The organism is Pseudoalteromonas sp. UBA6610 (genome assembly GCF_002433295.1).
GTDB classification, from domain to species: domain Bacteria; phylum Pseudomonadota; class Gammaproteobacteria; order Enterobacterales; family Alteromonadaceae; genus Pseudoalteromonas; species Pseudoalteromonas atlantica.
The window spans coordinates 1-25,714 of record NZ_DJHW01000081.1 but is presented as its reverse complement, the minus strand read 5'-3'; the positions used below and the strand labels follow the sequence as shown (position 1 = coordinate 25,714).

Genomic DNA, 25,714 nt, shown 5'->3' with positions numbered 1-25,714 from the left:
CCCCTATTGTTTGTATAATGCTTGGCATAGAGACGAAGGTACATAAATAATCCTGAGCTCTAAAGTGGTTTTTCTTTATCTTCTCGTGTTTAGAAGGTTAAAGAAAAATGATGCCAGCGTGATGAAATTGGTATACATGGGGGATTCAAAATCCCCTGCCGAAAGGCGTGCCGGTTCGAGCCCGGCCGCTGGTACCACTTTTTATGACCCTAACCAAATTGGTTAGGGTTTTTTTATGTCTGAAATTTGTGTTGGGACGGACTCGAGCGCCACTCAGAGTGGCGCTAATATCAGTGACAGTCCGCCTGCGGGTACCACTTTTTACAGCCTCTGCTAGTTTTAGCAGAGGTTTTTTTATGCCTGAAATTTGTATTGGGAGGGACTCGAGCGCCACTCAGAGTGGCGTTAATATCAGTTACAGTCCGGCCGCTGGTACCACTTTTTATGACCCTAACCAAATTGGTTAGGGTTTTTTTATGCCTGAAATTTGTGTCGGGGCGGACTCGAGGCCACTCAGAGTGGCGCTAATATCAGTTACAGTCCGCCCGCCGGGTGAGAGTGAACCGAAACGAAGTTTCGCAGTTACTCGAAGTGAGTTAATAGATTAACGATGGATATTGCATCAAGGATGAGCTAATTACGCTTACTACATTTAAATGGGCTTATATGAGCTTTACTTAGCACTGCGCACGCTTATTTATTCTCTAAAAACGCGATGAACTCTCCAGCCGATACATACCAAATATCATCTTTATTTGAGATTGTTTGAACGAGCTGCTCGGCGTAATCCCAGTTATTATTTTTAGTGTTTTTGTCAAATTCCCACGAATGGCCCCAAATCATCATTACAGTGAGCTTATTGCTTTTAAACGCAATATATTGCTCTATTAATGGCATTGCTTTTGAGTGGTGAACGGTTGGGTTCCATGCCATGTAGTTGGTAGGGAGCTCAAAATTAAGGGTGTCGTTTACTGTTCGGGCATTAGTAAAGCCCGCTTGTTTTACTAATTTCATAGCGGCTTTATCGTAAGAACCTAAAGGGTATGCAAAAGAGTGTAAGGGGCTGCCTTTTATGGGCGATAAAATGTGCTTATTGCGAGCTAATTGTAATTTTAATTCTGCTGTATCTAAGCCCGCAAAGCCCGGATGTGAGTAACTGTGGCTTGCTATTTCATGGCCTTTATAAAGTGTTTTTACTTCACTTTGTTTTATATATTCGCCTTCTTTACCGGTAAAGGCTTTCATCCACGGTAGCTTTTTAGCAAATAAACCTGAGTTTAAGTTAAACGTACCAACAACCTGGTACTTATTAAATAGTTCCACAAGCTTTCTGTCTTGTATAACGCCATCGTCGTAGCTAAAAATAACAGCTTTAGTCGCGCCGTTAGGGTAGCTTTTTACAGGCGCTTTACTGGCTGCACACGTAAAGCTTAGCGCTATTAACACACCTACTAATAAGCACTTCATTATAAAGTCTTCATTATGGGAGTTAATTGCTCAGCCCAAAGGGCGTAGCCTGCTTGGTTCAAATGGGTGCCATCGGTCGTGAGCGATTTTTTAAGCGTACCTTGTGGGCCTAAAAATACGGGGTGTAAGTCTATATAGGTAAAATTTGCGTGCTCAATTGCTTTAATTTGTTGGTTAACCCTTTGCGCCATTTGCGTAATAAAATCGCGATGATCGGGCAAAATACTTTGTACATAAATTTGTGTATTTGGTAGTGAGCCATTGAGCTGAGTCACTATTTTTTCGATATTTTCACTCACCGACGCTAAGTCTTTAACTTGCTTTATATAATGGTAATTAAAAATATCGTTTACACCAATTTTTAAAAATATAGCTTTAGGCGGGGCTGCTTTTAATTCGTTTAAACGCGCTAAAACACCGTAGGTCATATCGCCACTAATACCGCGGTTTCTTACGCGTAGGTCGTTAAACCGTATGCTCCAATTTAGCCCTTGCTCTGTAATGCTATCGCCAATAAATACAATATCGCCTTTGCGTAAAGGTTGTAGCTTAAAATGGGCTATACGCTCAGCATAGTGGTTTTTTAGCCATTGCGATTGAAAAGGAATTGCCTTTTCGGCATTAGCTTTAAAGCTTATTAATACAGCACCTATAATTAATGTGCCAAGTAGAAAAGTGATGTGTTGGAGTGTGTAATTACTTGGTTTATAACTCATAAAAACCTGCGCTTATAGACATACTAACTTAGCAATGTATCTATAAACGCCGGTTTTTGATACGTGTTGCATTCGTATTCAGACTTTGTTTTTAACCATCCTTTTTATTAAGCCTAATAGTTTAGCAATCCCTAAAGTAAGTAACATAGGTACGCCTATTAAAATAAGCTCTTTTACAAAGGGTAAAATGTACATCAAAATAGGGGCTATTTTCGGCTTTTCAACCTCAGCTGCACCGTGGGAGTATCCCTGTTGATTTATTTGTGCGGCCCAGTCGGTGAGCTCTAAACTAACCAGTAAAAGGCTCACTAAAACAGATACAACTAACACAATGCTGGTGCGGGTTTTCCACTGTTGTTTTAGGTGATTCATTACTTAGCCTCCTTGGCAAACATGCGTTTAGTCAATTTTACTATCCAAGAAAAATTAAGCGCTAAATGCACACCTAGCATGGGCATAATAAAGGTGGCTGAATCGTGATGTATTTTCGACCAAAAGTCTTGAATGTTTAAACTAATATTAAGTGCGGGTAGTAGAGCCACCGACACTAAAAAGCCGCTTACAAACACTAATAACATCATTAAATAAAGTAGGTAATCCCACACTATATTAAAGCGCTCACGTGCTGTTATATTGGCAAATAAACGGCCAAAACTGCGTGTTACCCAACCCCAATGTAGCAATAAATGTATAACAAAAGGAATAATAAAAAATAGGCTAAACCATTCGTGTAAAGGGATGCCAGTGGCTTGAGGTGCACTTACTAGCATAAAGCTAATAAGCAGTAAGGTGTCCATTACATAACGGAACTTTTGTAAGTTTTGTTTCCAATCAGACATTATTGACCCTGAAATAATTTATTGTTCTAAATGAGAGTTTTTTAACGCAGATAGCGACACGTTTAGCCCCTAAAAATGATTAAGTATTATTGTGGATTGGTATGGTTGACGCTATTTAAGGTACGCCCCCCTTAAACAGCAAAAGGCTCAATAAAATATTGAGCCTTAAATCATGCGCAAATTATTAAATTAAAAAACGTAAGACGCGCTTAATTTAACATTACGACCCGCTTCGTAATCTTGCACTGTGTCGCTTGAGTATGAAGCGTGAGAGTAATACGTTTTATCAAAAATATTCTCAAAACCTAAGGTCATGCTTAGTGCTTCAAGCTGGCTTGGTAGCCACTGCATGCTGATGTTATGAACCTGATAACCCACTTTATGAATATCAGCACCGCTTGATACTGAGTCATCAGTTCTGTTAACTAGGCTGGTCCAGTTAAATTTTAAGTCGTATTTTGGTACTTCGTAGCCAAGGCTTAGTGAAATGCTATCACCTACTTCATAACGCAGTTGCTCGCCTGTCTCTAGTTGTTCAGAGTCTGACTTAGAGTAACTTAAACGCGCACTAAATAGCGCTTTACGCAGTGAAAGCGTTGATTCAAAACCATCTATATCGTAATCACCCGAGTTTTCATAGGTACCAATTGGGCGACCTTTACCAATTGCCCAGTTGTCTATGTAATCTTCAATACGGGTTTTAAACAGGTTTAATGAAAAACCAAATGAGTCTAAGCCCATAATGTTTTGATCTTTAAAGGCAAAACCAATGGCGTTATTTACACCGGTTTCTGCTTTTAGGTCTTTATCAAAGTTAGTACTGTAATCAACATAGCTTTCACGCAGGCCAGGACCTTGAAAAAGCTCTGTTGAGCTTGCGTTAACACTCCAGTTATCGTTAATTAGGTATTTAGCCGCTAAACCAAACGTTAACTCGTTCCACGATTTATCTAACGAATCGTTAGTACCGGCTGAGTACATATCTACTTTAAAGTAGTTGTAACGCACGCCAGGGGTTACAAATAACTGATCGGTTACAGCGATTTCGTCTTCAATATAAATAGCGTGCGAGTCGGCAGTGTCTTTATTGGTTTGTACGTGGTTTTCGATACGTTTTGAAACTTGCTCATATCCTTCGCCGCCATAGCGTAATGTATGGTTAAATCCAGCAAGTGCAATTTTAGATGTTGCAAGGGCAGTGTAGCCCGTATGCTCAGAGTTACCCTCAGTTCCTAGTGCAATATAGCTTAGTTCGTTGCGATAAACGCTAGCGCGTAGGGTAATGGCATCGCCTTTATCTAGCTCGTAGGCAAGTGAAGTGCTGGTACGTGTGTAGTCAATATCTTCTGTTTGCGCGTCTGAATCTTCAGCAAAGCCTGCACCAAAGTTGGTTTTTACGTAGTAATCGCCTTCATCGTTATATCTGTCGTATGAGAACACTAAACGGTTACTCTCGTTTACATCCCAGCCGAGCTTGAAGATGCCATCTACCGTGCGGCCTTCGTTACCTGTAACTTCTTTACCATTGCCGTTTTCAAAGTTATTTCTGTCGGTGTAGGTGTAGTAGGCAAGGGCGTCTATGTTGTCGGTTAGCTGACCATATACCGCAGCAGAGCCACCTGCGTAATCATTGGTACCTAAGTTTGTGTATAAGCGTGCGCCAAAATCTTCACCTGGCTCAAGTAAGTCTTTAGCATCTTTGGTTTCAAAGGCTACACCACCAGAAAGGCCGCCAGTTAGCACCGAGTTAGTCCCTACTTTTATATCTACTGCTTTTAAAATATCAGCATTAATAAGTAAGTTTCCTGAGTGGTGGAACATATTATTGTTTTGGCTAATACCATCAACAGTAATGTTGAGGTCTAAATCGTCAACACCACGAATATTAATACCTTGTACAATAGAGTGCGAGCCACCTACGTCAATACCAGCTTGGTCACGCAGTAAATCACTTAAATGGTTGGCTTGTTTTCTTTCAATATCGTCTTGTAGTAGCGAGTCATTAGTAATTGTTGTGCCCCATACTTCAATGGTTTCAGAGGTATCGGGAGCTTGTTCCGCTAAGCTTATGAATGACATACCAGTACACAAAGTACCAATAACAACGTTAAGCGCGTGCTTATTAAATGGGAGCGTGTTTTTCATGGTGAGTATGTTTATCTAATTTTAATATTATTAAGAATGATTCGTATTAAACCGTTCGCCGCCTTAAATGGCAATTTAAAATACATACCCTACATGAATAACAGTTATTTAAACTTCAAATACTTTGTTTTTTACAAGCTCTCTAAACCATTGACATACAGGGTCATTATGGTGGCGTTGATGCCAGTATAAAGCCACTTGTGCATACTCTGAGCTAAGCTCTGGGGGCGGGGTTCTGGCAACTACGTCATGCTGTTGGCACACATCTGCAGCAAAATGATTGGGCACATAAAATATTAAATCAGTGTTTTCAGCAATGCTGCCAATACTGTAAAAGTTTTTTAAGCGTATTGGCGTCGCTATATTATCAATGCCTAGCGCGGCAAAGTTTTGTGCAACAGTTAATGCTTTTTCACCCTGAATTGATATTTGCCCAAAATTACAATCACGCAATAAATCAACGCTTAATTCTTGTTTAGCCAGCCTGTGGGAGCGAGCCATTACTAATTTAAACTCGCGCTCAAACAACGGTTGTTGATATAACTTACCCTCTGAATTAGCGGGCTTGTGGCCAGTAATCACAAAGTGCGTATCGCCTTTAAGCAAATCAGAAAACTGCGGCTTAGGCAGGGTGTCTATTTCAAGGGTGATATTAGGCGCTTGCTCGCGAACGTCTTTAATTATTGTTTTTATAAATAAATGCATTTGCGGCGGTAGGCCAAACAGTTTAATGGTGGCTGTGCTGGTTTTAGGGTCGAAAGTTTGCTTGTTAACCAGTGTTTCTACCATATTTAAAATAGAATTTAGGTCTTGCTGAATTGATTGCGCTTTTGGTGTTAGCTCATACCCTCCAGCCATTCTTATTAATAATTGATCGTCAAACAAGGAGCGTAATTTACTTAACGAGCGGCTTATAGAAGGTTGGCTCATGCCTAAAGTTAAGGCGGTATTGCTAATATGTTTTTCGTTTAAAAGCTGCTTTAAAATAATAAGAAGGTTTAGATCGAGCTGATTTAAATTCATAGTTAGGTTTGCAAGTTATCAGTATTTCAAGCCATTATCCTAGCACTTAAACCAAGATTGGCGTAAATGTGTTTTTAATAAAAATAAGCCAGCACATCAAAATACACCGCTGTTAAAAAACAAAAACCAGCAATTAAGCTGGTTTTTGTAGGTTATGTGCGATTAGTTTTTTAAATCTATGGTGTATAGCGCAAAACCATTTTCGTCTGTTTTAAGTGGTGAGGTAGGCGCAACAGCAGGGAGTGTTTGTGCAATAGTAGCTACTTCATCAAGCGGTGATGTTCTAAACACAACGTTTAGCTCTGTGCTGGTGGTCACGGTGCTAAAGCGCCAGTTATTATCTCGGCCGAAGGGTCAATACTGCCCGTGCTACTTTTAGCGGCTTCGCTAATAATGTAACTACGCAGCACACCGCGGTTTTCATCTGGGCCTTCAAATGTTTCACGGCTAGTACCGTCAATCGCCGGGAAATTACCGCCGCCCGATGCACGATAGTTATTAGTTACAATTAAAAACTCTGCCTCTAAATCTATCGCTTCTCCTTGGTATTGCAAGTTAGTAATGCGCGAATTGTTTTCACTTATTAATACCCCATCGTTGTCGTATCGTTTTGGCTGAGTGACGTCAATTTCAAAGGTAACACCGTCAATAATATCAAAGTTAAAAGTAGGAAAAGTGGTATCGAGTAGGTTTTGCTCAGCGCTGCTGTTTACATCAATTTGATTAAATTGACCCGCAGAGCGTTCAAGCCACTCTTTAACATCGCTACCTGTTACTTTTACCATACGAATAGTGTTTGGAAATACATACAAACTAACGGTATCTAGTAAGGTAATATCGCCTGCTTTTACATTGGTGTAATCTTCAATACCATTGCGCCCAGCTCTAAAAGGGGCTGCTGCCGAAAGCACGGGTAAGCCATCAAGCTCAGTGCCTTGAATAAATGCTTTACCCCACGCTATTTGTGCATCTGATACTATTTGAATTGACGGGTCGTCTTGTACCAAAGCAAAAAAGCTATAAATTGGGTTTGAAATTTCAGCAAATGGTTCGCTCACCCAATCAATCGTTGCTTGGTGTTCAAGCTCAATTGCGGCAGCTACATCGGTATCTACAGCAGCTAAATCAACAAAGTCGCCGTTTTCATCTGTACCACTAATGGCGCGGGTTTCTACTTTTGAGCTGGTTACTTCCCAGCCGCCTTCATCGTTTGGCTCAACAATTAAATCAATAACCCCTAAGTTATTGCCAAAAAAGCCAGGCATAACAGCCGGTACGCCATTAAGTTTACCGTTTACGTTATCAATACCCGCCGATTCATAGCCATCGTACGACGAATCACCCGGAAACAAACGGTGGTTATGACCAAACAATATGGCGTCTACGTCATCTACTTTAGACAGGTAAAGGGCCGTATTTTCAGCAAGGTCTTCTTGGGCGCTGGCTGTTAACCCAGAGTGCGGAATGGCAATGATAATATCGGCGCCTTGCGCTTTCATTTGTGGAATGAACTTTTCAGCAGTAGCAACAATATCTTTAGCAATGACCTTACCTTGTAAGTGCGCGCTATCCCATTGCATAATTTGCGGTGGGGTAAGGCCTAAGTAACCAATTTTAATTGTTTGTTCGTTGCCGTTTATATCAAATACGGTTTTATCTTGAAGGTAGTACGGGGTGTAACGGTTTTCATCATTGCTGTCGTCATCATCTCCATCATCAACGTATACATTGGCATTAATATACGGGAAGTCGGCACCACTTAATGTGGCATCTAAAAACTCTAAGCCAAAATTAAACTCATGGTTTCCTAAGTTAGCAACATCGTAATCAAGCAAGTTCATTGCTTTAAAGGCCACATGGGTTGCGCCATTTAAAATATCGTCTTTACGTACAATCGCTTCGTAATCGCCAAGCGGGCTGTTTTGAATTAAATCACCATTATCAACAAGTACACTGTTTTGCACTTCATTGCGGGCTTCTTTTATAAGGGTAGCGGTATTAACAAACCCTAAGGTTTCTGAGGGGGCTTGTGCAAAGTAATCGTAGTTAGATAAATACATGTGTATGTCGGTTGTTTCCATCACGCGCAAAGTAACCGGTGCAGGCTCTGGTGTTTCTACAACGACAGGGTCGTTATTATCGTCATCATCAATGTCGCAGCCACTCAATGCGAGTGCAATAGTCAGTGCCAATGTTGATTTTAAAACGTGCTTTTTAGCGATTCGATTTTTCATAGTCATTCCGTGTAATTTAAAAAGAGTACAGTAAAAAAGATTTATTAAAGTATGATGAATTAAAATGTGAATCCAGATTTACATTTTTGGGTGGTGCATTTATAGTAATGTCTTCTACCAAGATGAGCACACACTATGAGTATATCTATGTACGCATTTAAAAAAATTAAAAAATCTTTATTATTAATTACTTGCGCTTTAACTAGCTTTACAAGTTATGCAGTTGATGAGCAATTTGTACGTTATCAAGCGGGGCGTTATGCAATTAAAAATATCACGTTAATTGATGGCACCGGCAAACCGGCACAAACTAATCAAACGGTTGTAATAAATAAAAATAAAATTGTGAATATAGGCGCCACAGCAGAAGTAGGCGTCGCTAAAGGTGTGAATATTATTGACGGTAGTGGAAAAACATTAATTCCGGGATTGGTGATGATGCATGAGCACATGTTTTATCCAACTGGCAAGGCTCATTACACCGAAATGCTTTACAGCTTTCCTCGCCTTTATTTAGCAGGCGGTGCAACCACAATTCGTACTGCAGGCACCACTGCACCATATGCTGATTTAAAATTAAGAGATGATATAAACGCAGGTAAAAGTTTAGGCCCAGATATAGATGTAACGGCGCCGTATTTAAATGGCCCCGGTTTACCTATTTTAAAAATAAAGTCGCTACGCGATGCAGACGATGCTAAAAAAATGATGGACTACTGGGGCTTAGAGGGGGTTACCTCATATAAAGCGTATATGCATATTAATCAAAATGAGCTTGATGTTGTTATTAAAAAAGCGCACGAGCAAAATAACAAAGTAACGGCACATTTATGTTCAGTTACATACCGCGAAGCAGCCGCTTTAGGTATTGATAACCTAGAACATGGCTTTTTTGCCGCCACCGACTTTGTTAAAAACAAACAAAAAGATGTATGCCCAAGTAATAAAGACGTACAGCAATCGTTTGTTGAGTTAGATATAAACTCGCCAGAAGTAACGAGTCTAATAAATTACTTAGTGGCTAAAAATGTATTACTTACCTCTACACTTACTGTATTTGAAACCTTTACTAAAGGTCGCCCTAAAGCCTACCCAAAAGCACTTGATGCATTAATACCGCAAGTACGTGATCAGTACGAGTCGCGCTTTGAAAAAATAGCAAAGCAGAGCGAATCTAGTTGGCCTTTAGTATTTAAAAAAATGATGCAGCTAGAAAAAATGTTTGTAGCCGCTGGTGGTAAATTAATGGTGGGCACCGACCCAACAGGTTATGGCGGCGTTATTGCTGGCTTTTCCAACCAGCGTGCAATTGAATTACTCGTAGAGGCTGGGTTTATGCAGCCACAAGCAATAAAAATAGCTACGTTAAATGCAGCGCAGTATTTAAATAAGCAAAATACAATAGGTAGTATTGAAGTAGGTAAACATGCCGACTTGGTTATTGTTAATGGCGACTTTGCTAAAGATGCGTCGGCTATCCGTAATATGGAAACTGTATTTAAAAATGGTGTAGGCTATAACTCAACAGCACTTTTCGATAACACTAAATCGGTTGTTGGGCTTCATTAAAATAATAAAGGAAATCAGGATGAAAAAATCACTACTTTCGGTGGCATTAGGTTTTGCTGCACTTGGTGCGTTTAACGCGCAGGCAAACCTTGATCAACACGTTAAAAATGTAGAGCAGCAGGTAATTGAATGGCGACGCGACTTTCACCAAAACCCTGAGCTTGGTAATCGCGAAACGCGTACCGCAGGCATTGTGGCTAAACATTTAAAGTCGTTAGGTATGCAAGTACAAACCGATATTGCTTACACCGGTGTTGTTGGTATTTTAAAAGGCGCAAAGCCTGGCCCTACAGTAATGCTACGCGCCGATATGGATGCACTACCGGTAACAGAAAAAACAGATGTGCCATTTAAATCAACCAAAACCACAAATTTCCGTGGCGTTGATGTAGGCATAATGCACGCTTGTGGCCACGACACGCACGTAGCTATGCTAATGGGCACAGCCGAAGTATTAGCAAATATGAAAGATGAATTGCATGGCAACATCATGTTTGTGTTTCAGCCTGCTGAAGAGGGCGCACCTTTAGGCGAAGAGGGCGGTGCAGAGCTAATGCTTAAAGAAGGTATATTTAAAAAATATAAACCTGACGTAGCATTTGGCCTGCATATTACATCGAGCCTACATACGGGGAAAATTGGCTATCGAAGTGGGCCGTTTATGGCCAGTGCCGATCGCTTTGAAATAACTGTACATGGTCGCCAAGCGCATGGCTCAGCACCGTGGACAGGCGTTGACCCTATTGCTGCCGCTGCGCAAATTGTAACGGGCGTTAACCATATTGTGAGCCGCCAAGTAAATATAACCAAAGAGCCTGCTATTGTGTCGTTTGGTAAAATAGCGGGTGGTGTGCGTAATAATATTATTCCTGAAGAAGTTGAAATGGTTGGCACTATTCGTAATTTTGATATGGATAACCGCGCGCAAATCTTTGAAAATATTAAAACAACCGCTACACATATTGCTAAATCATCGGGGGCAACGGCCGATGTGCATATTCACGAAGGTTACCCGGTAACGGTTAATAACCCTGAGCTTACTGCGCAAATGTTACCTAGCCTTGAAAAAGCAGCCGGTAAACAAAACGTGCAAGAAATGGGTAAAATAACCGGCGCAGAAGACTTTTCGTTTTATGCCCTAGAAATACCCAGTGTATTTGTGTTTTTAGGTGGTACGCCTGACGATCAAGACTTAAAAACGGTAGCAAGTAACCACTCACCTTATTTTTACGCCGATGAGTCATCGTTTAAAGTGGGTACCAAAGCGCTTAGCCAATTAGCGGTAGATTACTTAAATAGCCACAAATAATGCCGTAGTTACCCAGCGAGTAAAGTAATTGCTAGCTGGGTATTGTTGTTTATATTAACAAGCTGCACTATGTGTGCACTTTAACCTAACACGTTTAAATTTATGTCTGATCAACCCTTTTTGGCACCTAAGCAACAACGCAGTCAACAAACCCAAGAAAAACTATTAAAAGCGCTGCATCACAGTTTAAAAAGTAAGTTTTTTGAGCACATAAGTATAAAAGAGCTGGCCGATTACGCCGAGGTGTCGGTAGGTACGTTTTACCGTCGCTTTAAAAATAAAGAGTCGCTGCTGCCCATGTTGTATCAAGACTTTGGTATTGCATTAGATAACTGGGTAACAGAGCTTGAGGCGCAGCACTATAAAAACTTAGACGATGTAGTTAACACTTTATGCCATAAAACCTATGTGTTTTTATCATCACAGCAGGGGGTATTTAGAACGCTACATTTAAATTCGCGTTTGCACAGCGAGTTATTAGGCAGTGATAAACACATAAACAGACGAGTAATTTATCAGCGTTTAGCGCAATTAATTAGCCAAACAGATACCAAAGTGAGCGAGGCGGCGGCAGGTACGGCAGTATTTTTAATTGTCAGCTCATTGCTTGATAAAGTGCTGTATCACGATTTAACCCCTGCGATAGCCTGTGATTTATCGGCGCAGCAATACGCGCAAGAACTACCTAAAATTATTTTAGCTTATTTAGGTTAAACACCTTTAAACATACTCAAGGAGAGTAAAATGAAAATTACTGGAAGCTGCTATTGTGGTGAAATTAAATACCAAGCTCAGTCGCAAAATAATAACGTACTTGTATGTCATTGTAGCGATTGCCAACGCATGTCGAGTGGGCCATTTAGAGCCGTAATTATGGCTGAGCCAAACTCGGTGGTATTTACTAAAGGCGAGCCAAAAGAGTATGTTAAAACAGCACAAAGCGGTAATAAACGCGCACAAGGTTTTTGTGGTACGTGCGGCACTACACTTTACGCAACCAACGAAGCAAAAGCCGATAGAGTGTACGGCCTGCGCATAGGGGCAGTTGATCAGCGTGATGAGTTTACCCCAGCTGCGCAAATTTGGTCGCAATCAACGCTTACATGGCTAAACGATTTACACCAAGTGCCGGCTTTTGAAACTACGCCTCAATCATAAGCGCAATGGGCGCTGAGTAAATAAAACGCCTTATTAGCCATGCCTTGCTAGTGGGAGAGTCCCACTAGCAGCTATTTAAATTACCCTTCCTTTTGTATTCTTTTTTATATTTAAATCTGTTTATTGTTGCTTTAGAGCGTTTTTTTAACGCGAGTGATTAAGTATTTATAAGCTAAAGCGCTTTGTGAATTATTTTCATATTTTATTGAAATATATGCCTATGCGCCCCTTTATAAAAACACCTTTCCACTTTTTAAAAATATAAGCTTTTGATATTTGTTAATAAATATTTGATTTTTAGCTGTACCTATTTGGCTTGTTATTTGCTGATAAATTCTTATGGACTGCATATTTATTATGAGGTGAAACAAATGAGAATTTTATCTACAAGCGAAGTGGGGGCTGAATTAGAAGCGGCCAAATCACGTTTAAAAAAACTACCACACTGGAAACTCTCTGAAAAATTAGCCTTAGAGCTGCGCTTAAAGCAATTAAGTGCTTATTTTAACGATTACAAAAGTTAGCGCTTAATTTATTAGCGTAATAGATACGGAAATTAATGCCCTTGTTTAAAGCGGTTTTAAATAAAAATGTGGCTAAGGAAGAATAATGAAAAGCAAAAGATACTGTAAAACTGCCATTGTGTTAGTAACTTACCACTGCAATGAAGGTGTTATAGATCGGGTTAAAGAAATACAAAAATACGCCAGTAACTGCATCATAACCATTGTTGATAATTCAACGCAAAAGTACAAGCAAAGGTATAACTTACGCCTAAGGTTAAAGGCGATTGACCCAAGCATTATTTATATTGATCACCAGCTAAACTGTCGGTTTGCGGCTTATAATGTGGGGCTGCAAGCTACGTTGAGTGACTTTGTGGTTTTTCGTACAGATGATGACGTATTTGATGAAAAGCACACTTTTAAACTAATAAACGAAGGCTTTGAAGAGGACTTTGTTTTTACTCCTTACTACTTTGATAACACAAAGAAAGTAGAGCACACCTATCAAAGGCCGCTGGAAAGCATAATATTTAAAAAAGATTCTTTATTAGAGTTTTTACCCTTTGAAACAGCGCCAAGCAGTGATTGGCAGTTAATGAAAAAAATGTTTACTGCAAAAAGCAAAAAGGAAGCGCCATGGGTTCTTTTGTATAAAAAGCCGCACGGACGCGAGGAGCTTGCAGTATGAAACTTGCGATTATAGCTCACCCTCGATTTCCTATTAAATCGCCCTATGCTGGTGGGCTAGAAGCCTTTACTGGTGCACTGGTTGAATACTACCAATCAGTGTATGAGGTTACTTTGTATGCTCACCCAGACAGCGAGGTTAACTGTAATTTAAAATCGTTTCAGATAGATAACAGCCAATATCAACAATATCCCGATATAGTTGAAAACGATTTTATGCTCAAGGTAATGGCCGATATAACTAAAGAGCAGTTTGACGTAGTACATAATAACTCTCTTAATCCCATCCCCATATTGTGGGCCAGTAAACATAACATTCCCATGTTAACCACATTGCATACGCCGCCTTATTCAAAACTTAAAGCGGTTGTGGGGCTGGCTTCTTACTCGCCGTTTATACACTTCACCGCAGTGTCGCATTCTTTAGCTGAGGCGTGGAAGCCCTTTATAAACGATAAAGTAGAAGTTACTTACAATGGTATAGACCTTAAACGTTGGCAGGTAACAAAGAACCCTCAAGATTATGTGTTTACTTATGGCCGAATATTACCGAGTAAGGGCATTGATATAGCAATATCTACAGCGCAACAAATGGGTATTGCTATTAAATTTGCCGGCCCCATCGCAGATAAACACTATATGGATGATGTAGTACGGCCTTTGCTAAGACCCTGCGATAGCTATTTAGGGCATCTTGATCACCACAGTATTAAACTCCAATTAGCAAATGCCAAAGCTGCTGTATTTGGCACCCGCTGGGATGAGCCATTTGGGCTTTCTACTTTAGAAGCTATGGCAACAGGTACGCCAGTGGTGTCGTTTAATCGTGGTGCGTTTGCTGAAATAGTCAGTGAAGGGGCAGGCGTACTGGCTAAAGGTAATAACGTAAACAGTTTAGCTGCCGCGCTTGAAGCTTCTTTTTCGTTAAATAAAAATGATGTAATTAAAAGCGCGCGTAATTTCCCTATAGCTAAAATGTGCAGCGAATACAGCAATATATTAGGGAGAATTGCATGAGAATACTAATGGTCGCAAGCCCTATAGTTTCTTTGCGACAACCTTTTAAGGGGGGTACAGAGGCCTTTGTTGCTAATTTAGCTAACGCACTTTGTAAAAAAGGGCACACTGTTGATGTGTTGTGTAAAGACGCTGATGAAGAAAACGAGTTTAACATTTTACAGTTAGATGAATCCCCCCTGCGCATGAAAGACAACATAACCACAGAAGAAGAAGGCCAAAAACTGTATCAGGCCGCCCAGTTTGCGCTAATAGACAACTCGTATTACGACGTGGTGCATTATCAGAGTTATTATCATGCGATATATGATGTTGCATTACTGCACAATATAAAAAGCGTGATTACTTTACATGCCCCTGTATCACCAAAGCTTGGCTTAATACATAAGCTGCATAAAGCGCGTAGCGATCATCGTTATATAGCCGTGTCTAACCGGTTGTGTAAAGAGTGGGAGTCTCAGCTTGGTAGCGCAATTAAAGTGATTTCAAATGGTGTTACTATGCCCAAAAGTGAATGTGTACTAGAGGAAAATAAAACCCATGATTTGTTTTGGATGGGGCGTATTAACGCCGAAAAAGACCTAGTATCGGCGATTCAAATAGCGCAAAAGTTACAGCGCAATTTATCTATAGCTGGCCCCATTGAAGATGAAGAATATTTTAAAGCTAAAGTCGAACCCTTACTTACAGACTCCATTTGTTATTTAGGGCATTTAAAACATGATGAGTTATTTGCAGAGCTTGCTAAATCTCGCTTATTTTTAGCCACCTCAAAGTGGCACGAACCTTTTGGCCTAACAACCATTGAAGCGCTTGCTCATGGCATACCGGTTGTAGGCTTTAAAACAGCCATACCCGAAGAATTGCGATTTTCTAATGTGTGCACCGCACTAAACAATGTGGATGAAGCTGTATCAGCCATTAAAAAGCTGGGCAAAATAACGCCGCAAGCGTGCCAATCATTTGCTAAAAACTTCGACTTTAACGTTACTGTTTCAAATTATGAGGCCGAATATGCAGCACTTATATGAGCCAAATTATGAGCCAAATTTACCGACTGTATTTTTTTATGTTCATCATCATGGCGCGGGCCACATTACACGTGCTGAGTTACTTATAAATAAGCTTCAAAATAGCTATAACGTAGTAGTGCTCTATGGCGATTTAAAAGTCAAAATGGCTTTAAATAAAGTGTGTAAGCGGGGCGTTTTTGAAAAGCTGCCTTCAAAATGGGTAGGGCAAAGCTCAGTGCAAAGGAGCTATAACGCAGCGTTTGAAGGAATAGAATATAGCGAAGCGCCACTTGAGCGCTCTATAACTTTTAACTTATTAGCGCAGCAATACAAACCGGTATTATTTATAAGTGATGTATCGGCCGAACTCACTATTATGGCCAGAAGTATTGGTATACCTGTTTTAATGCAGCGCCATTCGGGTGATATTAGTGGCGACCCTACTCAAGTGTTTGCCTATGAATGCGCGACTAAATTATACGCCCCGTACCCAAAGCAGTTAGAAACACCTCACTACGGCTATTTTAATAAAACCCATTATTTGGGGTTTATATCAAAATACACAGGTGGTGAAAGCGCCTCAAAAACAGATTTTGGCAATCATATTACTTTGCTAATAACAGATGCCCGAAGAGCGGCATTAATTGCACGTGTACTTACTAATTACACAGATCACGTTGAGGTTATTGGCTGCCACGGCGAGCCTATAAAAGGAGTAACCTATAAAGGGATGGTGGCTAATATAAACCAAGCGATTACTGCAAGCGTTGTAGTTACAAGTGGTGGCAATAATGCAGTATCACAGTTGTTAGCACTGGGGAAAAAGCTGATTGTTATACCCGAAAACCGACCCTACCAAGAGCAAGATGAAAAAGCGCGTATGTTAGCTAAAAATAATCTTGCCGTGCATTTACCTTTTTCAGCGTTTTTACAGCAAAACAATGCCCTAATAGAGGCCGCATTAATTGATGCAAGAAAAACCCAAATGAGTAAAACACAAATAATAAGTGATACAGAACAGTTTATTAGCGAATTTATTGCGTTAGTTGAGGAGGTTGCAATTGAGCCATAAATTTTCAGTCGTTACTATTGTAAAAGGGCGTCACCAGCAACTTGCTAACCTTATTCATAGTATAGAAAATAGTACGCTGCGCCCAACCGATATGGTGGTGGTGTGGATGGATGAAAAAAACAGCCACAATGTTACCCCAAGCACTTCTTTTTTAAACAAAAATGTATATATGCAAAGCATAGGTTTACCCCTCGCTAAAGCGCGTAATACTGGGGTTAAAAATGCTCAGCAAAATAACGTTATATTTATAGACGTAGACTGTATTTGCTCTCCCACACTTTTTGAAAACTTACTGACTAAATTAACCCATAAATTAGTGGTAAGTGCCAAGGCAAAGTATTTACCGTATGTGCCTTGTAATGGTAACTACGAGCTATTAGTGGAGGAGGCTGTTGATCACCCTAAACGCAAAAACCTGCCTATAAACGAAAATGTAGATTTTTTAACTTTTTGGTCTTTAATTTTTGCGATTAATAAACGTGACTTTAATAAAGTGAATGGCTTCGATGAGCAATTTATTGGTTACGGCGCTGAAGACACCGACTTTGCTATGCAGTGTAAAGTTAACAACATAAAGCTTAATTACATTGATGATTGGGTACTGCACCAATACCACGACAAGTTTACGCCTCCTATAAACTACGCCGAAGATATTTGTAATAACGCCAACACCTTTGCAAAAAAATGGCAGTTTTTACCTATGTTTGGTTGGCTAAAAAAAATGGCCGTTATGGATATAGTTAAAATTGACGAAAAGAGCCACAGCGTTAAATTTTTAAAAAAACCGACCCGCGATGAGATAGAAGCATGTCGCTCTACCTCGCCGTATTAAATGAGGTGTGCTAAATGCTAAACAGCACAAAATGATAAGCAAAGATTATTAATTGAAATTTTTTAACCAAATGACTGTCTATTTATAAGCCAGTCATTTGGAGAAAAATATGTGTAGTTCACCGAAAAGTAGCCGAGCAGTTAAAAAGTCAGCTATTAACTTTAATGACGAACTAACTCAAGAGCAGCGTTTGCGTTTTGCTGCAAAAGCTAATTTAGCACAGCTGCGCCGCGAGCAACGTCAAGCCGCTAATAAGCGTTTTGAGCAAAAGCATCGCCCCGCTAAAAAGCCAGCAACGGGCTTGTTTTCATGGTTACAGCAGCTAGTAAGTTAACTATTATTAAGCGTGGTGTTTTTGCCGCTAAACCATCCACATGTAGCACATAACACACCTGCACCTGCACATAACCAAAGCGGCGCACTCCAGCTGCCGGTACTTGTATGTAGCGCCCCAGCTACCATAGGGCCAATAGCCGCCAACAAATAGCCAATACTTTGTGACATACCCGAAAGCGAAGCCGCTTGCGTGGAGTTATCGGTACGTAAGCTAATAAACGACAGCCCTAAAATAAAACACGCCCCCGAGCTAAAGCCAAGTAGTAGCGTCCACACTAATGCAAAGCTTGGCATATAAAGTAGTCCTAGCGCACAGCACGCACTCAGTGATGCAAGTATAAAGCTAAGCGCACTTTGATCTTTTAATTTTCCTAGTAAAGGTATAAGCACAAGCCCAGGTATGGCGGTCGCAATTTGAAAAGCACCATGATACGCGCCTGCTTGCGTTGCGCTTTGGCCCGCTTCGGTGAGTATGCTAGGCAGCCAAGTAATAATGATGTAATTTAAAAATGAATTTAGCCCCAGTAACAAGGTAATTTGCCAAGCAAGTAGGTAGCGCCATACGCTTTTATTAAGTGTTGAGGCCTGTGCTGTTTGTGCCGGTTTTGTGTGTTTATTTAATTGCGCCATCCACACAATTAAAGTGGTAATTGTAATCAGTGCACTTGCCCCTAATGCAAACTGCCAGCCTAACCCTTCATATTGGCTAAGCGGATAAACTAATGCTGAAAAGCCACCCGAGGCAATGCCCATAGTGAGTACATAAGCAGAGGTCATTACCGCAACTTTTTCCGCAAAGTCGCGTTTTATTATACTTGGTAGCAATACGTTAGCTATGGCAATACCTGCGCCTATTATGGCTGTGCCTACAAAGAGCATAATGGATGAGTTAACCACCCGTGCGGCAATACCCAGTAATATTAAAAATACAGCAAAAAACAATGTGCGCTCAAGCCCTTGGCGTTTAGCCAGGCTTGCAGCCATAGGCGATATAATGGCAAAGGCAATTAGCGGTAAGGTGGTAATAAAGCCTGCTTGCGAAGCGGTTAAATTAAAATGCGCAATTATTTGTTCAAGCACAGGGGCAACCCCTGTAAAAGGCGCACGTAAATTGGCAGCAATAAGTAAAATACCTATAACAAGTAATACGCTTGAAAAGCGCGACATACCAGCATTACTGTGAGGTGTTTGAGTCATTATTACAAAATAAGTTAGCTAATTATTGGCGCTAGTATAAACAAATCAGCAGTATTATAATTTAGCTATACTGACATTAAATAACTAAAAACTGACAAAATATGTTTGAGCCTAAAGGGTGGGGATACCTACAAAACTACGAGCACATGGCACAGCCTATAATTGCCAAAGTAGATACCGCGCAAGGCAGCAAAGAATACCCGTTACACACTCACCCTAAGGGGCAGCTAATTTTAGCGCTTGATGGTTATGTTACCTGCGAAGCGGCTAACAAAATGTGGATGGTGCCAACGCACAGTGCTATTTGGGTACCTGCAAATACCTTACACAGCAATCGCGCATCTGATAACGCTAAATTATGTTTTGTATTTATTGATGCCAATAAGCACGGCATGCCACAGCATACCTGTACATTAGCAATAACGGGGCTGGTAAAAAGTTTAATGCTAAAACTAGCAAGCGAACACCAAGCCTATAATGAAGGCTCTAAAACAGCACGTTTAGCTCAGGTACTGTTTGATTTATTAATTGAAATGCCCGCCCAGGCGCTCGACTTTGTGTTATCTAAGCATTCGGTTATTCAAGCAATGGGGCAGCAGTTACTCGCACAGCCAAATAATCGTAAAACCCTTGCACAATGGGCACAAAATTTTGCATCAACCGAACGTACGTTGGCACGGCTTATAAAAAAGCAAACCGGTATGACCTTTGGTAAGTGGCGAATGCAATTACATATAATTACAGCGCTGCAGGCACTATCAGATGGACAAAGTGTACAGCAAGTGTCGGCATTATTGGGGTACGAATCGGTGAGTGCGTTTATAACTATGTTTAAAAAGGTAATGGGAAAATCGCCCACTAAATATATGGGCGATTTAAATTAACCTTTATACATGGTTTTACCACGTGTACGTAGCCGAAAGCATGGCGTTACGCGGTTTACCCGGGAAGTACCTATCGCCAGTAAAGCTGGTGTAATCAGCACGCTCAGCATAAGATTCATCGGTAAGGTTAATTATACGTGCAAGCACTTCTAAATTATTGGTAACTTGCCACTTTGCACGTAAGCTTAAAATATCATGCCCCTCGTAGCTATGTAGGTTTTCTGGGTCGGTATAGTAACTACTTACGCTATGCCATTGCAGTGCAAGCGCTAGGTTATTAAAGGCTTGCCAGGTTAAATCAAGGTTAGCCACATTGCGTGGCGCGGTGTCTACGTTGTTACCGTTTATATTTAGCCCATTAATTAACTGATTATTGGTATACGTGTGCTTTGCATGTGTACCTGCAAATTGTAAGTTAAGCGTTTTGCTTAATGCATAATCTACTTCAAGCTCAATACCTCTGTGACGTGAACTGCCATCGTTAACGTTAAAAAAGTCGCTATCGCGATAAATAGTATTGTGTTTGCTCATAGCATACACAGCCAATGCGTAACTTACATTGCTGTAATATCCTTTTAAGCCAAGCTCGACATTATTGGCTATTTCGGGGTTTAAATCGGCGGTGGTTTGCTCGCGTTGTAATTGGTAAAGCTCTGCCGCTTGGGGCGCTCGGTAGCCACGCGAAAAGTTAGCGTATAGCGTATTGTTATTGTTGACCTTGTAGCTCACGCCAAATTTAGGTGAGGTATTGCTAAAGCTATTTTTACCACTGGCTGGGCGGCTATAACGGCAACCGCCAAAACCACATTCTGTGCCGTCTTCTGTTGTGCGCCCTGTGAGCATATTATTAGTGTAATCGTACTGCATATGCTCATACCTGAGGCCGGCGCTAATAAACCATTTATTTAATTGCCACTCAACTGATGCAAACGGCGCATACAGGGTTGCGTTTACATCGTAATCGTAGTGTTTGCCTTGCGGTACTGTGGCTACTAAAAATGCAGAGCCTTGAGTTGGCTCGTTTTGGCTTTGAGTAAAGTCGCTGCGAGTGTATTCGCCATCAAGCCCTAGGTTTATTTTTATATTACTTTGCAAGTTATGTTGATAAAGCGATTGCACACCTATGCCTGTTTGACTGTTGGTTTCAAGCGGGGTGCCAGGTAAAAAGTGCTTAAAAAAGTCCATGCTTTGGTCGCGCACATACGGCGTAATAGAAAGCACATTGCCGTTCTTTAGTTGCCACTGGGCGTTGCTCCACGCTCTAAATGAGCGGGCTTTTCTAAATGCATCGGGGTCAAAGTTTTGCTGTGCTATGTCTTCGTTTTTATAGCTTTCAAAACCCGTAATAAAGCCCGCAGTGTGCTGATCTAAATTTGTGTATGTAAGGCCAGAGGTAAGCAATAGGTTTGAGTGCTCAAAGCGGTGGCGAATATTTATTTTTTGCTGTTTAACGCTTTCATCATCACGGTAACCAGTATCGTCGGTAACACTGGCGTTTATGCCAATACCACTGTTGCCGTAGTCTTGCCCAGCGCGAAGCTTATAACGGGCATATCCGTATGAGCCATAATCAAGCCCGACTAATCCACCGCCTTGCGTGGTATCGGGCGTTATTACATTAATAACACCATGCACAGCATTTGAGCCATAAAGTGCAGAGCCCGGCCCTTTTAATACTTCAATCCGCTGCGCCATTTCACTATGCGCTTCAAAAAGCTCGTTAATATTACAAAAGCCTGCAGCACGCAGTGGAATGCCATCTTCAAGGGTTAGTATGCCGCCACAGGCTGCCGCGCCCGAAAGCACCGGCGAGCGAAGGGCCGGTAGGTATTCTTGCCCATTTCCGCGCTGTACGTTAGCACCTGCAATACGTTGTAACGACTCTTCAACATGAGTAGGCGCAATGCTATTTAACTGCGCTTCAGATAAGGTACTAATAGTAAGCGGATAGGGGGTAGCCAGTGCTTCTGTACGTGATGCGGTGGTTGTTATGGTTTCTATTGCATCATCGTTTTTATTATCAGCAATTGCAACGTGGCTGAGAGGCAATAACAGCGGCAAAATATAAGGTTTCATACATTCCTTTAAGGTGAGTAACGCTTTATTAACGCCATGGTAAGGTGTTTTAAACAGTTTTTAAACCGGTTGCGTTAAAGTGCGCGTATTCTATATACCCGATAAGTTAGCGATAATATAAAGCAAGCCCCAGCGGGCACGGTTAAAGCAAGTAGGGCTAAGTGCTCATAAAGCATAAACCCGCACACTCCACCTAATAAAAAGCCGGCAATAATAAGTATAAATATTACGCCTTTGCGGGTATCAAAGGGTTCACCTTTTAGCGCTTTGCCTATCATTAAACCTAGGTCGGTAAAAATACCGGTTAAATGAGTGGTGCGCACTACTGCGCCGCTGTAGTTAGTGGCAAGGGCGTTTTGTAAACCACAGGCAGCAGAGGCAAGCGTAATGCCATAAACATGGGCGCGGCTGAGTAAATAGGCGCTTAAAAGCAGCAATAGGCCTTCAATAAATAATAGGGTGTCGTAATGGCGCCCCAGCTTTAACGAGCCGCCGGTAAGTAAAAAACCAGAAAGGGCAGAGCCAAGCATAAAGCTTAAAATTATACTCATTAGTAGTAACGCAGCAGAGGTACTGCTCATTAGTTTTATACCAAGTAAAGTAACACTACCGGAAAGGTGAGAAATAGCCTGATGCTCAAACCCTAATAACCCTACAGCATTCACAATGCCAGCAATAAAAGCGAGCGCAAACGCGCCGTACTCAACCCAATTTGGTAATTTAGTTAACATTGCCTACCTTATTAATGCACACCGAATTGCGCTTTATAGCGTTTTATTTGCTCATCAACGATTGCGGTGTTGACCACGCCATGCTTAAAAGCAATATAAACAGGTAGGGCATAGCCTTCAAGCTGCTTAGCATGTATGTTTTTATAGCCTTTTGAGTACCATAAGCCGGCTTGATAATTAGTAATTGCGTAGTCAACACGCTGTTTATTAAGCAAATCAAATGTGGCTTTAGTGGAGAGTGAATGCATAAAGTTGCTTTGTTTAATATTGTATTCTTTTGCCAGTACATTGGGTAATTTAACGCCTCTTAGCATAGCAATGCGTGAATTTGATAAGTCATTATTAAGGTTTGCTTTTTCTGTGCTAAATAAACCAAATTGGGTGGTGTGTAGTGGCTCAGTGGTAAATTCTAAATATTGCGCACGCTCGGTATTATTTGCCAGCGCAAAATAACAATCGTAGTAACCTAACTTCATTTCTTTTTTAATACGAGCCCACGGTAAATGCACCAGCTCAATGGTCACTTTTAAATTACGCTCTATAAAAGTTAAATAGTCTATGTCTATCCCTGTAAAGGTATGTGTTTCATCGTCATAAATTGTAAAAGGCGGGTAATGGGTAGTTGCACAGCGCAGCGTTTTATTAGGCGCTGCTAATAATAGCGAAGAAAAACTAAAAGCTAAAAGCAGCAGTAATGTGCGCATAAATGTAAATCCGATTTTTTCTTATGGTAGTGTGTTTATTATACAGCGATATTCGGTTTTGAGTGATGATCTATGTATTTTTTCTTCTCGTATAAGTTTAAATTTTAAGAGATAACCATGTTTAACGCAGAGCAGCAATCGCGAATTATAGAAATGGCGTGGGAAGACAGAACCCCCTTTGAGGCTATAGAGCAGTTATACGGGCTTAATTATTCACAGCTGGTATTGTTTATGCGAGAGCATATTTCAAAGGGTAGTTTTAAAGTGTGGCGCAAACGCCACGCAGGGCGTAAAACCAAGCATTTAAAACTGCGAGACCCAGCCATAATGCGCAGCCATTGCAAAACACAGTACAAGCCGAGATAAATAGCTGCTTGCAGTTTCATATGATGTTCAGGCGTGTTTGATAATCTTTAGCTATTAACATTATTAGAGATTATTTATGAAAGCGTTTTTATATACGGTTTTTTTAGCGGGTGCCTTGGTTAGCGTTAATGCACAGGCAAAGCCCGACAAAGGCAATCACGGCCATAAAAATGGCCACCATAAACATCAGCAGCACAACTATAAAAGCAGTAAGAAACTATCTAAAAAGCAGCAAAAAAAGTTAGTGCGTGCTGGGTGGACGCCACCAGGGTTAAGTAAGCGTTACCATAGAGGCGATTACCTAGACCGCAATGTATATAAACAAGGCCGCGTTATTGAACGTTCTAGAGATAATGGTACAGTAAGTATAAAAATAGACAGTACAGTTATACACATGGTGCACGATACCCGAGAAATACTTTCAATTTTAACTCGTTAAGTACAATTTATAAGGATATTTAAATGCTCATTGCACTGGCTATAATCATTGGCTTTTTTTTATTAGTGACCTTGTTACCTATGTCATACAGTCAGCACTACTTAGTGCGCAGCTGCGACTTTGTTCGACTACAGGTATTTTATATAGCCAGCGCTGTTGCAATTATATCGTTTTATTTACTGTGGCAAAGCGGCAATAGCGGGTATTTGTATACTGCTTTAACCGCATTACTAACCATGGCATTACAAGGTAAGTGGATATTTCCATACACTTGGCTTGCTAAAAAAGAAGTTAAAACGGCCTCAGTGAGCGAAGATCACAGTGTTAGAATCATGTCGGCTAATGTGCTTATGTCAAACCATAATAGTGAGCAACTAATCTCACTGGTTGATAAACACCAGCCCGATTTATTAATTACCCTTGAAAGCGACAGCTGGTGGGAAAATAAATTAGCTGTTCTTAAAAAAAACTACCCCTATTATATTGAATGCCCTAAAGACAACCGCTACGGCATGCATTTATACAGTAAATTTAAAATTCTTGATGCGCAAATATGTGAGCTCATTGAAGATGATATTCCTTCAATTCATATCCTGTTCGAAAACAATGAAGGCCTTGAAATGCAAGGGCACTTTATACACCCCGCGCCACCAAGCCCCACTGAAGAAGACTCATCGCGCCCACGCGACTCAGAGCTAATAATGGTCGCTAAAGCACTTAAAAAACCAACACGCCCGACCATTGTAGCCGGTGATTTAAACGACGTGGCATGGTCGCGCAGCACCCGTTTATTTATGCAAATAAGTGGTTTTTTAGACCCACGTAAAGGCCGTGGTTTTTATAACACCTTTCACGCAAGTTACTTTTTTATGCGTTGGCCGCTCGATCATTTATTTCACAGCCAAGGCTTTAAAGTAAAACGCATTAAGCGCCTTGCTAAATATGGCTCTGATCATTTTGCACTACTTACCGAACTGGTGTATGAAAACGCCAAGCAGCATTCATTAGAAGATAAATCAGACGAGCTTAAGCAAGAAGAGATACAAGAGCTTGCTATGAGCAAAGCCGATAAGCGAAAGGTGCCAAGGTTTGAGAAGAGCTAGCTGTTAGCTTGTGTAGGTCGGATAAGCGAAGCGCCATCCGACACAGTAAAATACCTTGCCAGTTATAATCAATATTTATGTTGTTGAGTGCCTCATGGCGTGAAGCTACCTTCCAGATTTAACTCATTTCTGCCCCAAGACGAGTTAGGAAAGAAACTCACTCTTCTGCTGAAGGTGGTAGTGGGTTGTTTTTTGCTTACGGCGATAGTAAGTTCGTTTAGAGTTTTTTCAAGTAATAGTTGACAATACGTTGCCTTCCTATCAAAATGATGGGTGTCAGATTGATGGGTG

General features: G+C 40.8%; 28 protein-coding genes and 1 tRNA gene. 16 read left to right on the top strand and 13 right to left on the bottom strand.

Translation table 11 applies throughout. The features are described from left to right. The first annotated feature begins 112 nt into the window (after positions 1 to 112). Positions 113 to 197: transfer RNA gene (locus tag B4F91_RS10860), tRNA-Leu, on the top strand. A gap of 496 nt (positions 198 to 693) precedes the next feature. On the opposite strand, the gene B4F91_RS10855 is transcribed toward B4F91_RS10860, so the two are convergent. From B4F91_RS10855 to B4F91_RS10820, 8 genes are all read right to left on the bottom strand, one after another. Continuing rightward, positions 694 to 1,467: a polysaccharide deacetylase family protein gene (locus B4F91_RS10855; RefSeq protein WP_096042218.1), complete on the bottom strand. Its 774-nt coding sequence runs from the start codon at positions 1,465 to 1,467 to the stop codon at positions 694 to 696. Continuing rightward, on the bottom strand, positions 1,467 to 2,183 hold the full coding sequence (locus tag B4F91_RS10850) for a GDSL-type esterase/lipase family protein (RefSeq protein WP_096042217.1): 717 nt from the start codon (positions 2,181 to 2,183) through the stop codon (positions 1,467 to 1,469). The genes B4F91_RS10855 and B4F91_RS10850 overlap by 1 nt, the downstream gene beginning before the upstream one ends. Before the next feature lie 78 nt (positions 2,184 to 2,261). Then, the gene (locus B4F91_RS10845; protein ID WP_096042216.1) at positions 2,262 to 2,555 is read right to left on the bottom strand and encodes a hypothetical protein; all 294 of its coding nucleotides are present in this window, start codon (positions 2,553 to 2,555) and stop codon (positions 2,262 to 2,264) included. Then, positions 2,555 to 3,022 (bottom strand): DUF4405 domain-containing protein, encoded by a 468-nt coding sequence (locus B4F91_RS10840; RefSeq protein ID WP_096042215.1) that lies wholly within the window; start codon positions 3,020 to 3,022, stop codon positions 2,555 to 2,557. Before B4F91_RS10840 ends, B4F91_RS10845 begins: the two co-directional genes overlap by 1 nt. A gap of 189 nt (positions 3,023 to 3,211) precedes the next feature. Then, on the bottom strand, positions 3,212 to 5,167 hold the full coding sequence (locus B4F91_RS10835) for a TonB-dependent receptor domain-containing protein (RefSeq protein ID WP_286937037.1): 1,956 nt from the start codon (positions 5,165 to 5,167) through the stop codon (positions 3,212 to 3,214). A 108-nt stretch (positions 5,168 to 5,275) separates the two neighbouring features. Further along, positions 5,276 to 6,190, bottom strand: a complete 915-nt coding sequence (locus tag B4F91_RS10830) for a LysR family transcriptional regulator (protein WP_096042213.1) — start codon at positions 6,188 to 6,190, stop codon at positions 5,276 to 5,278. A 162-nt stretch (positions 6,191 to 6,352) separates the two neighbouring features. Continuing rightward, entirely contained in the window at positions 6,353 to 6,508 is a 156-nt protein-coding gene (locus B4F91_RS10825) for a hypothetical protein (protein ID WP_286937035.1), read from the bottom strand. Beyond that, entirely contained in the window at positions 6,505 to 8,424 is a 1,920-nt protein-coding gene (locus B4F91_RS10820; protein ID WP_286937034.1) for a bifunctional 2',3'-cyclic-nucleotide 2'-phosphodiesterase/3'-nucleotidase, read from the bottom strand. The genes B4F91_RS10825 and B4F91_RS10820 overlap by 4 nt, the downstream gene beginning before the upstream one ends. Positions 8,425 to 8,559: 135 nt before the next feature. Between B4F91_RS10820 and B4F91_RS10815 the strand changes: the two genes are divergently transcribed. The 11 genes from B4F91_RS10815 (at position 8,560) to B4F91_RS10765 (ending at position 17,921) form a co-directional block, all read left to right on the top strand. Beyond that, complete coding sequence (locus tag B4F91_RS10815) at positions 8,560 to 9,993, top strand: amidohydrolase family protein (RefSeq protein WP_286937033.1); 1,434 nt, start codon at positions 8,560 to 8,562, stop codon at positions 9,991 to 9,993. A 19-nt stretch (positions 9,994 to 10,012) separates the two neighbouring features. Next, positions 10,013 to 11,302, top strand: a complete 1,290-nt coding sequence (locus B4F91_RS10810) for a M20 family metallopeptidase (RefSeq protein ID WP_286937032.1) — start codon at positions 10,013 to 10,015, stop codon at positions 11,300 to 11,302. 102 nt (positions 11,303 to 11,404) lie between these two features. Beyond that, complete coding sequence (locus B4F91_RS10805) at positions 11,405 to 12,016, top strand: TetR/AcrR family transcriptional regulator (RefSeq protein WP_029771731.1); 612 nt, start codon at positions 11,405 to 11,407, stop codon at positions 12,014 to 12,016. A gap of 30 nt (positions 12,017 to 12,046) precedes the next feature. Beyond that, entirely contained in the window at positions 12,047 to 12,460 is a 414-nt protein-coding gene (locus B4F91_RS10800; protein WP_004588484.1) for a GFA family protein, read from the top strand. Between the two features lie 371 nt (positions 12,461 to 12,831). Next, a complete protein-coding gene (locus B4F91_RS10795) occupies positions 12,832 to 12,984 on the top strand; it encodes a hypothetical protein (protein ID WP_024031649.1) in 153 nt (50 codons plus the stop codon). A gap of 85 nt (positions 12,985 to 13,069) precedes the next feature. Continuing rightward, positions 13,070 to 13,654, top strand: coding sequence for a glycosyltransferase (locus B4F91_RS10790; RefSeq protein WP_096042209.1), 585 nt, complete (start codon positions 13,070 to 13,072; stop codon positions 13,652 to 13,654). Further along, complete coding sequence (locus B4F91_RS10785; RefSeq protein ID WP_096042208.1) at positions 13,651 to 14,670, top strand: glycosyltransferase; 1,020 nt, start codon at positions 13,651 to 13,653, stop codon at positions 14,668 to 14,670. The genes B4F91_RS10790 and B4F91_RS10785 overlap by 4 nt, the downstream gene beginning before the upstream one ends. Next, positions 14,667 to 15,701: a glycosyltransferase gene (locus B4F91_RS10780; protein ID WP_096042207.1), complete on the top strand. Its 1,035-nt coding sequence runs from the start codon at positions 14,667 to 14,669 to the stop codon at positions 15,699 to 15,701. Before B4F91_RS10785 ends, B4F91_RS10780 begins: the two co-directional genes overlap by 4 nt. Next, positions 15,685 to 16,755: a glycosyltransferase gene (locus B4F91_RS10775; RefSeq protein WP_157743006.1), complete on the top strand. Its 1,071-nt coding sequence runs from the start codon at positions 15,685 to 15,687 to the stop codon at positions 16,753 to 16,755. The genes B4F91_RS10780 and B4F91_RS10775 overlap by 17 nt, the downstream gene beginning before the upstream one ends. After that, positions 16,745 to 17,587 (top strand): glycosyltransferase family 2 protein, encoded by an 843-nt coding sequence (locus B4F91_RS10770; RefSeq protein ID WP_157743005.1) that lies wholly within the window; start codon positions 16,745 to 16,747, stop codon positions 17,585 to 17,587. Before B4F91_RS10775 ends, B4F91_RS10770 begins: the two co-directional genes overlap by 11 nt. A 109-nt stretch (positions 17,588 to 17,696) precedes the next feature. After that, entirely contained in the window at positions 17,697 to 17,921 is a 225-nt protein-coding gene (locus B4F91_RS10765; RefSeq protein ID WP_004588490.1) for a hypothetical protein, read from the top strand. On the opposite strand, the gene B4F91_RS10760 is transcribed toward B4F91_RS10765, so the two are convergent. Beyond that, positions 17,918 to 19,120 (bottom strand): MFS transporter, encoded by a 1,203-nt coding sequence (locus tag B4F91_RS10760; protein ID WP_257125118.1) that lies wholly within the window; start codon positions 19,118 to 19,120, stop codon positions 17,918 to 17,920. The two genes, B4F91_RS10765 and B4F91_RS10760, sit on opposite strands and share 4 nt — an antisense overlap. Positions 19,121 to 19,221: 101 nt before the next feature. Here B4F91_RS10760 and B4F91_RS10755 point away from each other — a divergent pair, with 101 nt between their 5' ends. Beyond that, on the top strand, positions 19,222 to 20,004 hold the full coding sequence (locus B4F91_RS10755; protein ID WP_096042204.1) for an AraC family transcriptional regulator: 783 nt from the start codon (positions 19,222 to 19,224) through the stop codon (positions 20,002 to 20,004). A 15-nt stretch (positions 20,005 to 20,019) separates the two neighbouring features. Here the strand turns inward: B4F91_RS10755 and B4F91_RS10750 are convergent, their stop codons facing one another. From B4F91_RS10750 to B4F91_RS10740, 3 genes are all read right to left on the bottom strand, one after another. Continuing rightward, positions 20,020 to 22,080, bottom strand: a complete 2,061-nt coding sequence (locus B4F91_RS10750; RefSeq protein ID WP_286937095.1) for a TonB-dependent receptor — start codon at positions 22,078 to 22,080, stop codon at positions 20,020 to 20,022. Positions 22,081 to 22,154: 74 nt separating this feature from the next. Beyond that, positions 22,155 to 22,811: a YoaK family protein gene (locus B4F91_RS10745; RefSeq protein WP_096042202.1), complete on the bottom strand. Its 657-nt coding sequence runs from the start codon at positions 22,809 to 22,811 to the stop codon at positions 22,155 to 22,157. An 11-nt stretch (positions 22,812 to 22,822) separates the two neighbouring features. Beyond that, complete coding sequence (locus tag B4F91_RS10740; RefSeq protein WP_096042201.1) at positions 22,823 to 23,515, bottom strand: substrate-binding periplasmic protein; 693 nt, start codon at positions 23,513 to 23,515, stop codon at positions 22,823 to 22,825. A 117-nt stretch (positions 23,516 to 23,632) separates the two neighbouring features. Between B4F91_RS10740 and B4F91_RS10735 the strand changes: the two genes are divergently transcribed. From B4F91_RS10735 to B4F91_RS10725, 3 genes are all read left to right on the top strand, one after another. Next, on the top strand, positions 23,633 to 23,881 hold the full coding sequence (locus tag B4F91_RS10735) for a TIGR03643 family protein (RefSeq protein ID WP_004588496.1): 249 nt from the start codon (positions 23,633 to 23,635) through the stop codon (positions 23,879 to 23,881). A gap of 76 nt (positions 23,882 to 23,957) precedes the next feature. Further along, a complete protein-coding gene (locus B4F91_RS10730) occupies positions 23,958 to 24,320 on the top strand; it encodes a hypothetical protein (RefSeq protein ID WP_096042200.1) in 363 nt (120 codons plus the stop codon). A gap of 23 nt (positions 24,321 to 24,343) precedes the next feature. Beyond that, complete coding sequence (locus B4F91_RS10725; protein WP_096042199.1) at positions 24,344 to 25,423, top strand: endonuclease/exonuclease/phosphatase family protein; 1,080 nt, start codon at positions 24,344 to 24,346, stop codon at positions 25,421 to 25,423. A gap of 92 nt (positions 25,424 to 25,515) precedes the next feature. Here B4F91_RS10725 and B4F91_RS10720 read toward each other — a convergent pair. Further along, on the bottom strand, positions 25,516 to 25,714 hold a 199-nt coding region (locus B4F91_RS10720; RefSeq protein WP_288635736.1), incomplete at its 5' end, for a hypothetical protein.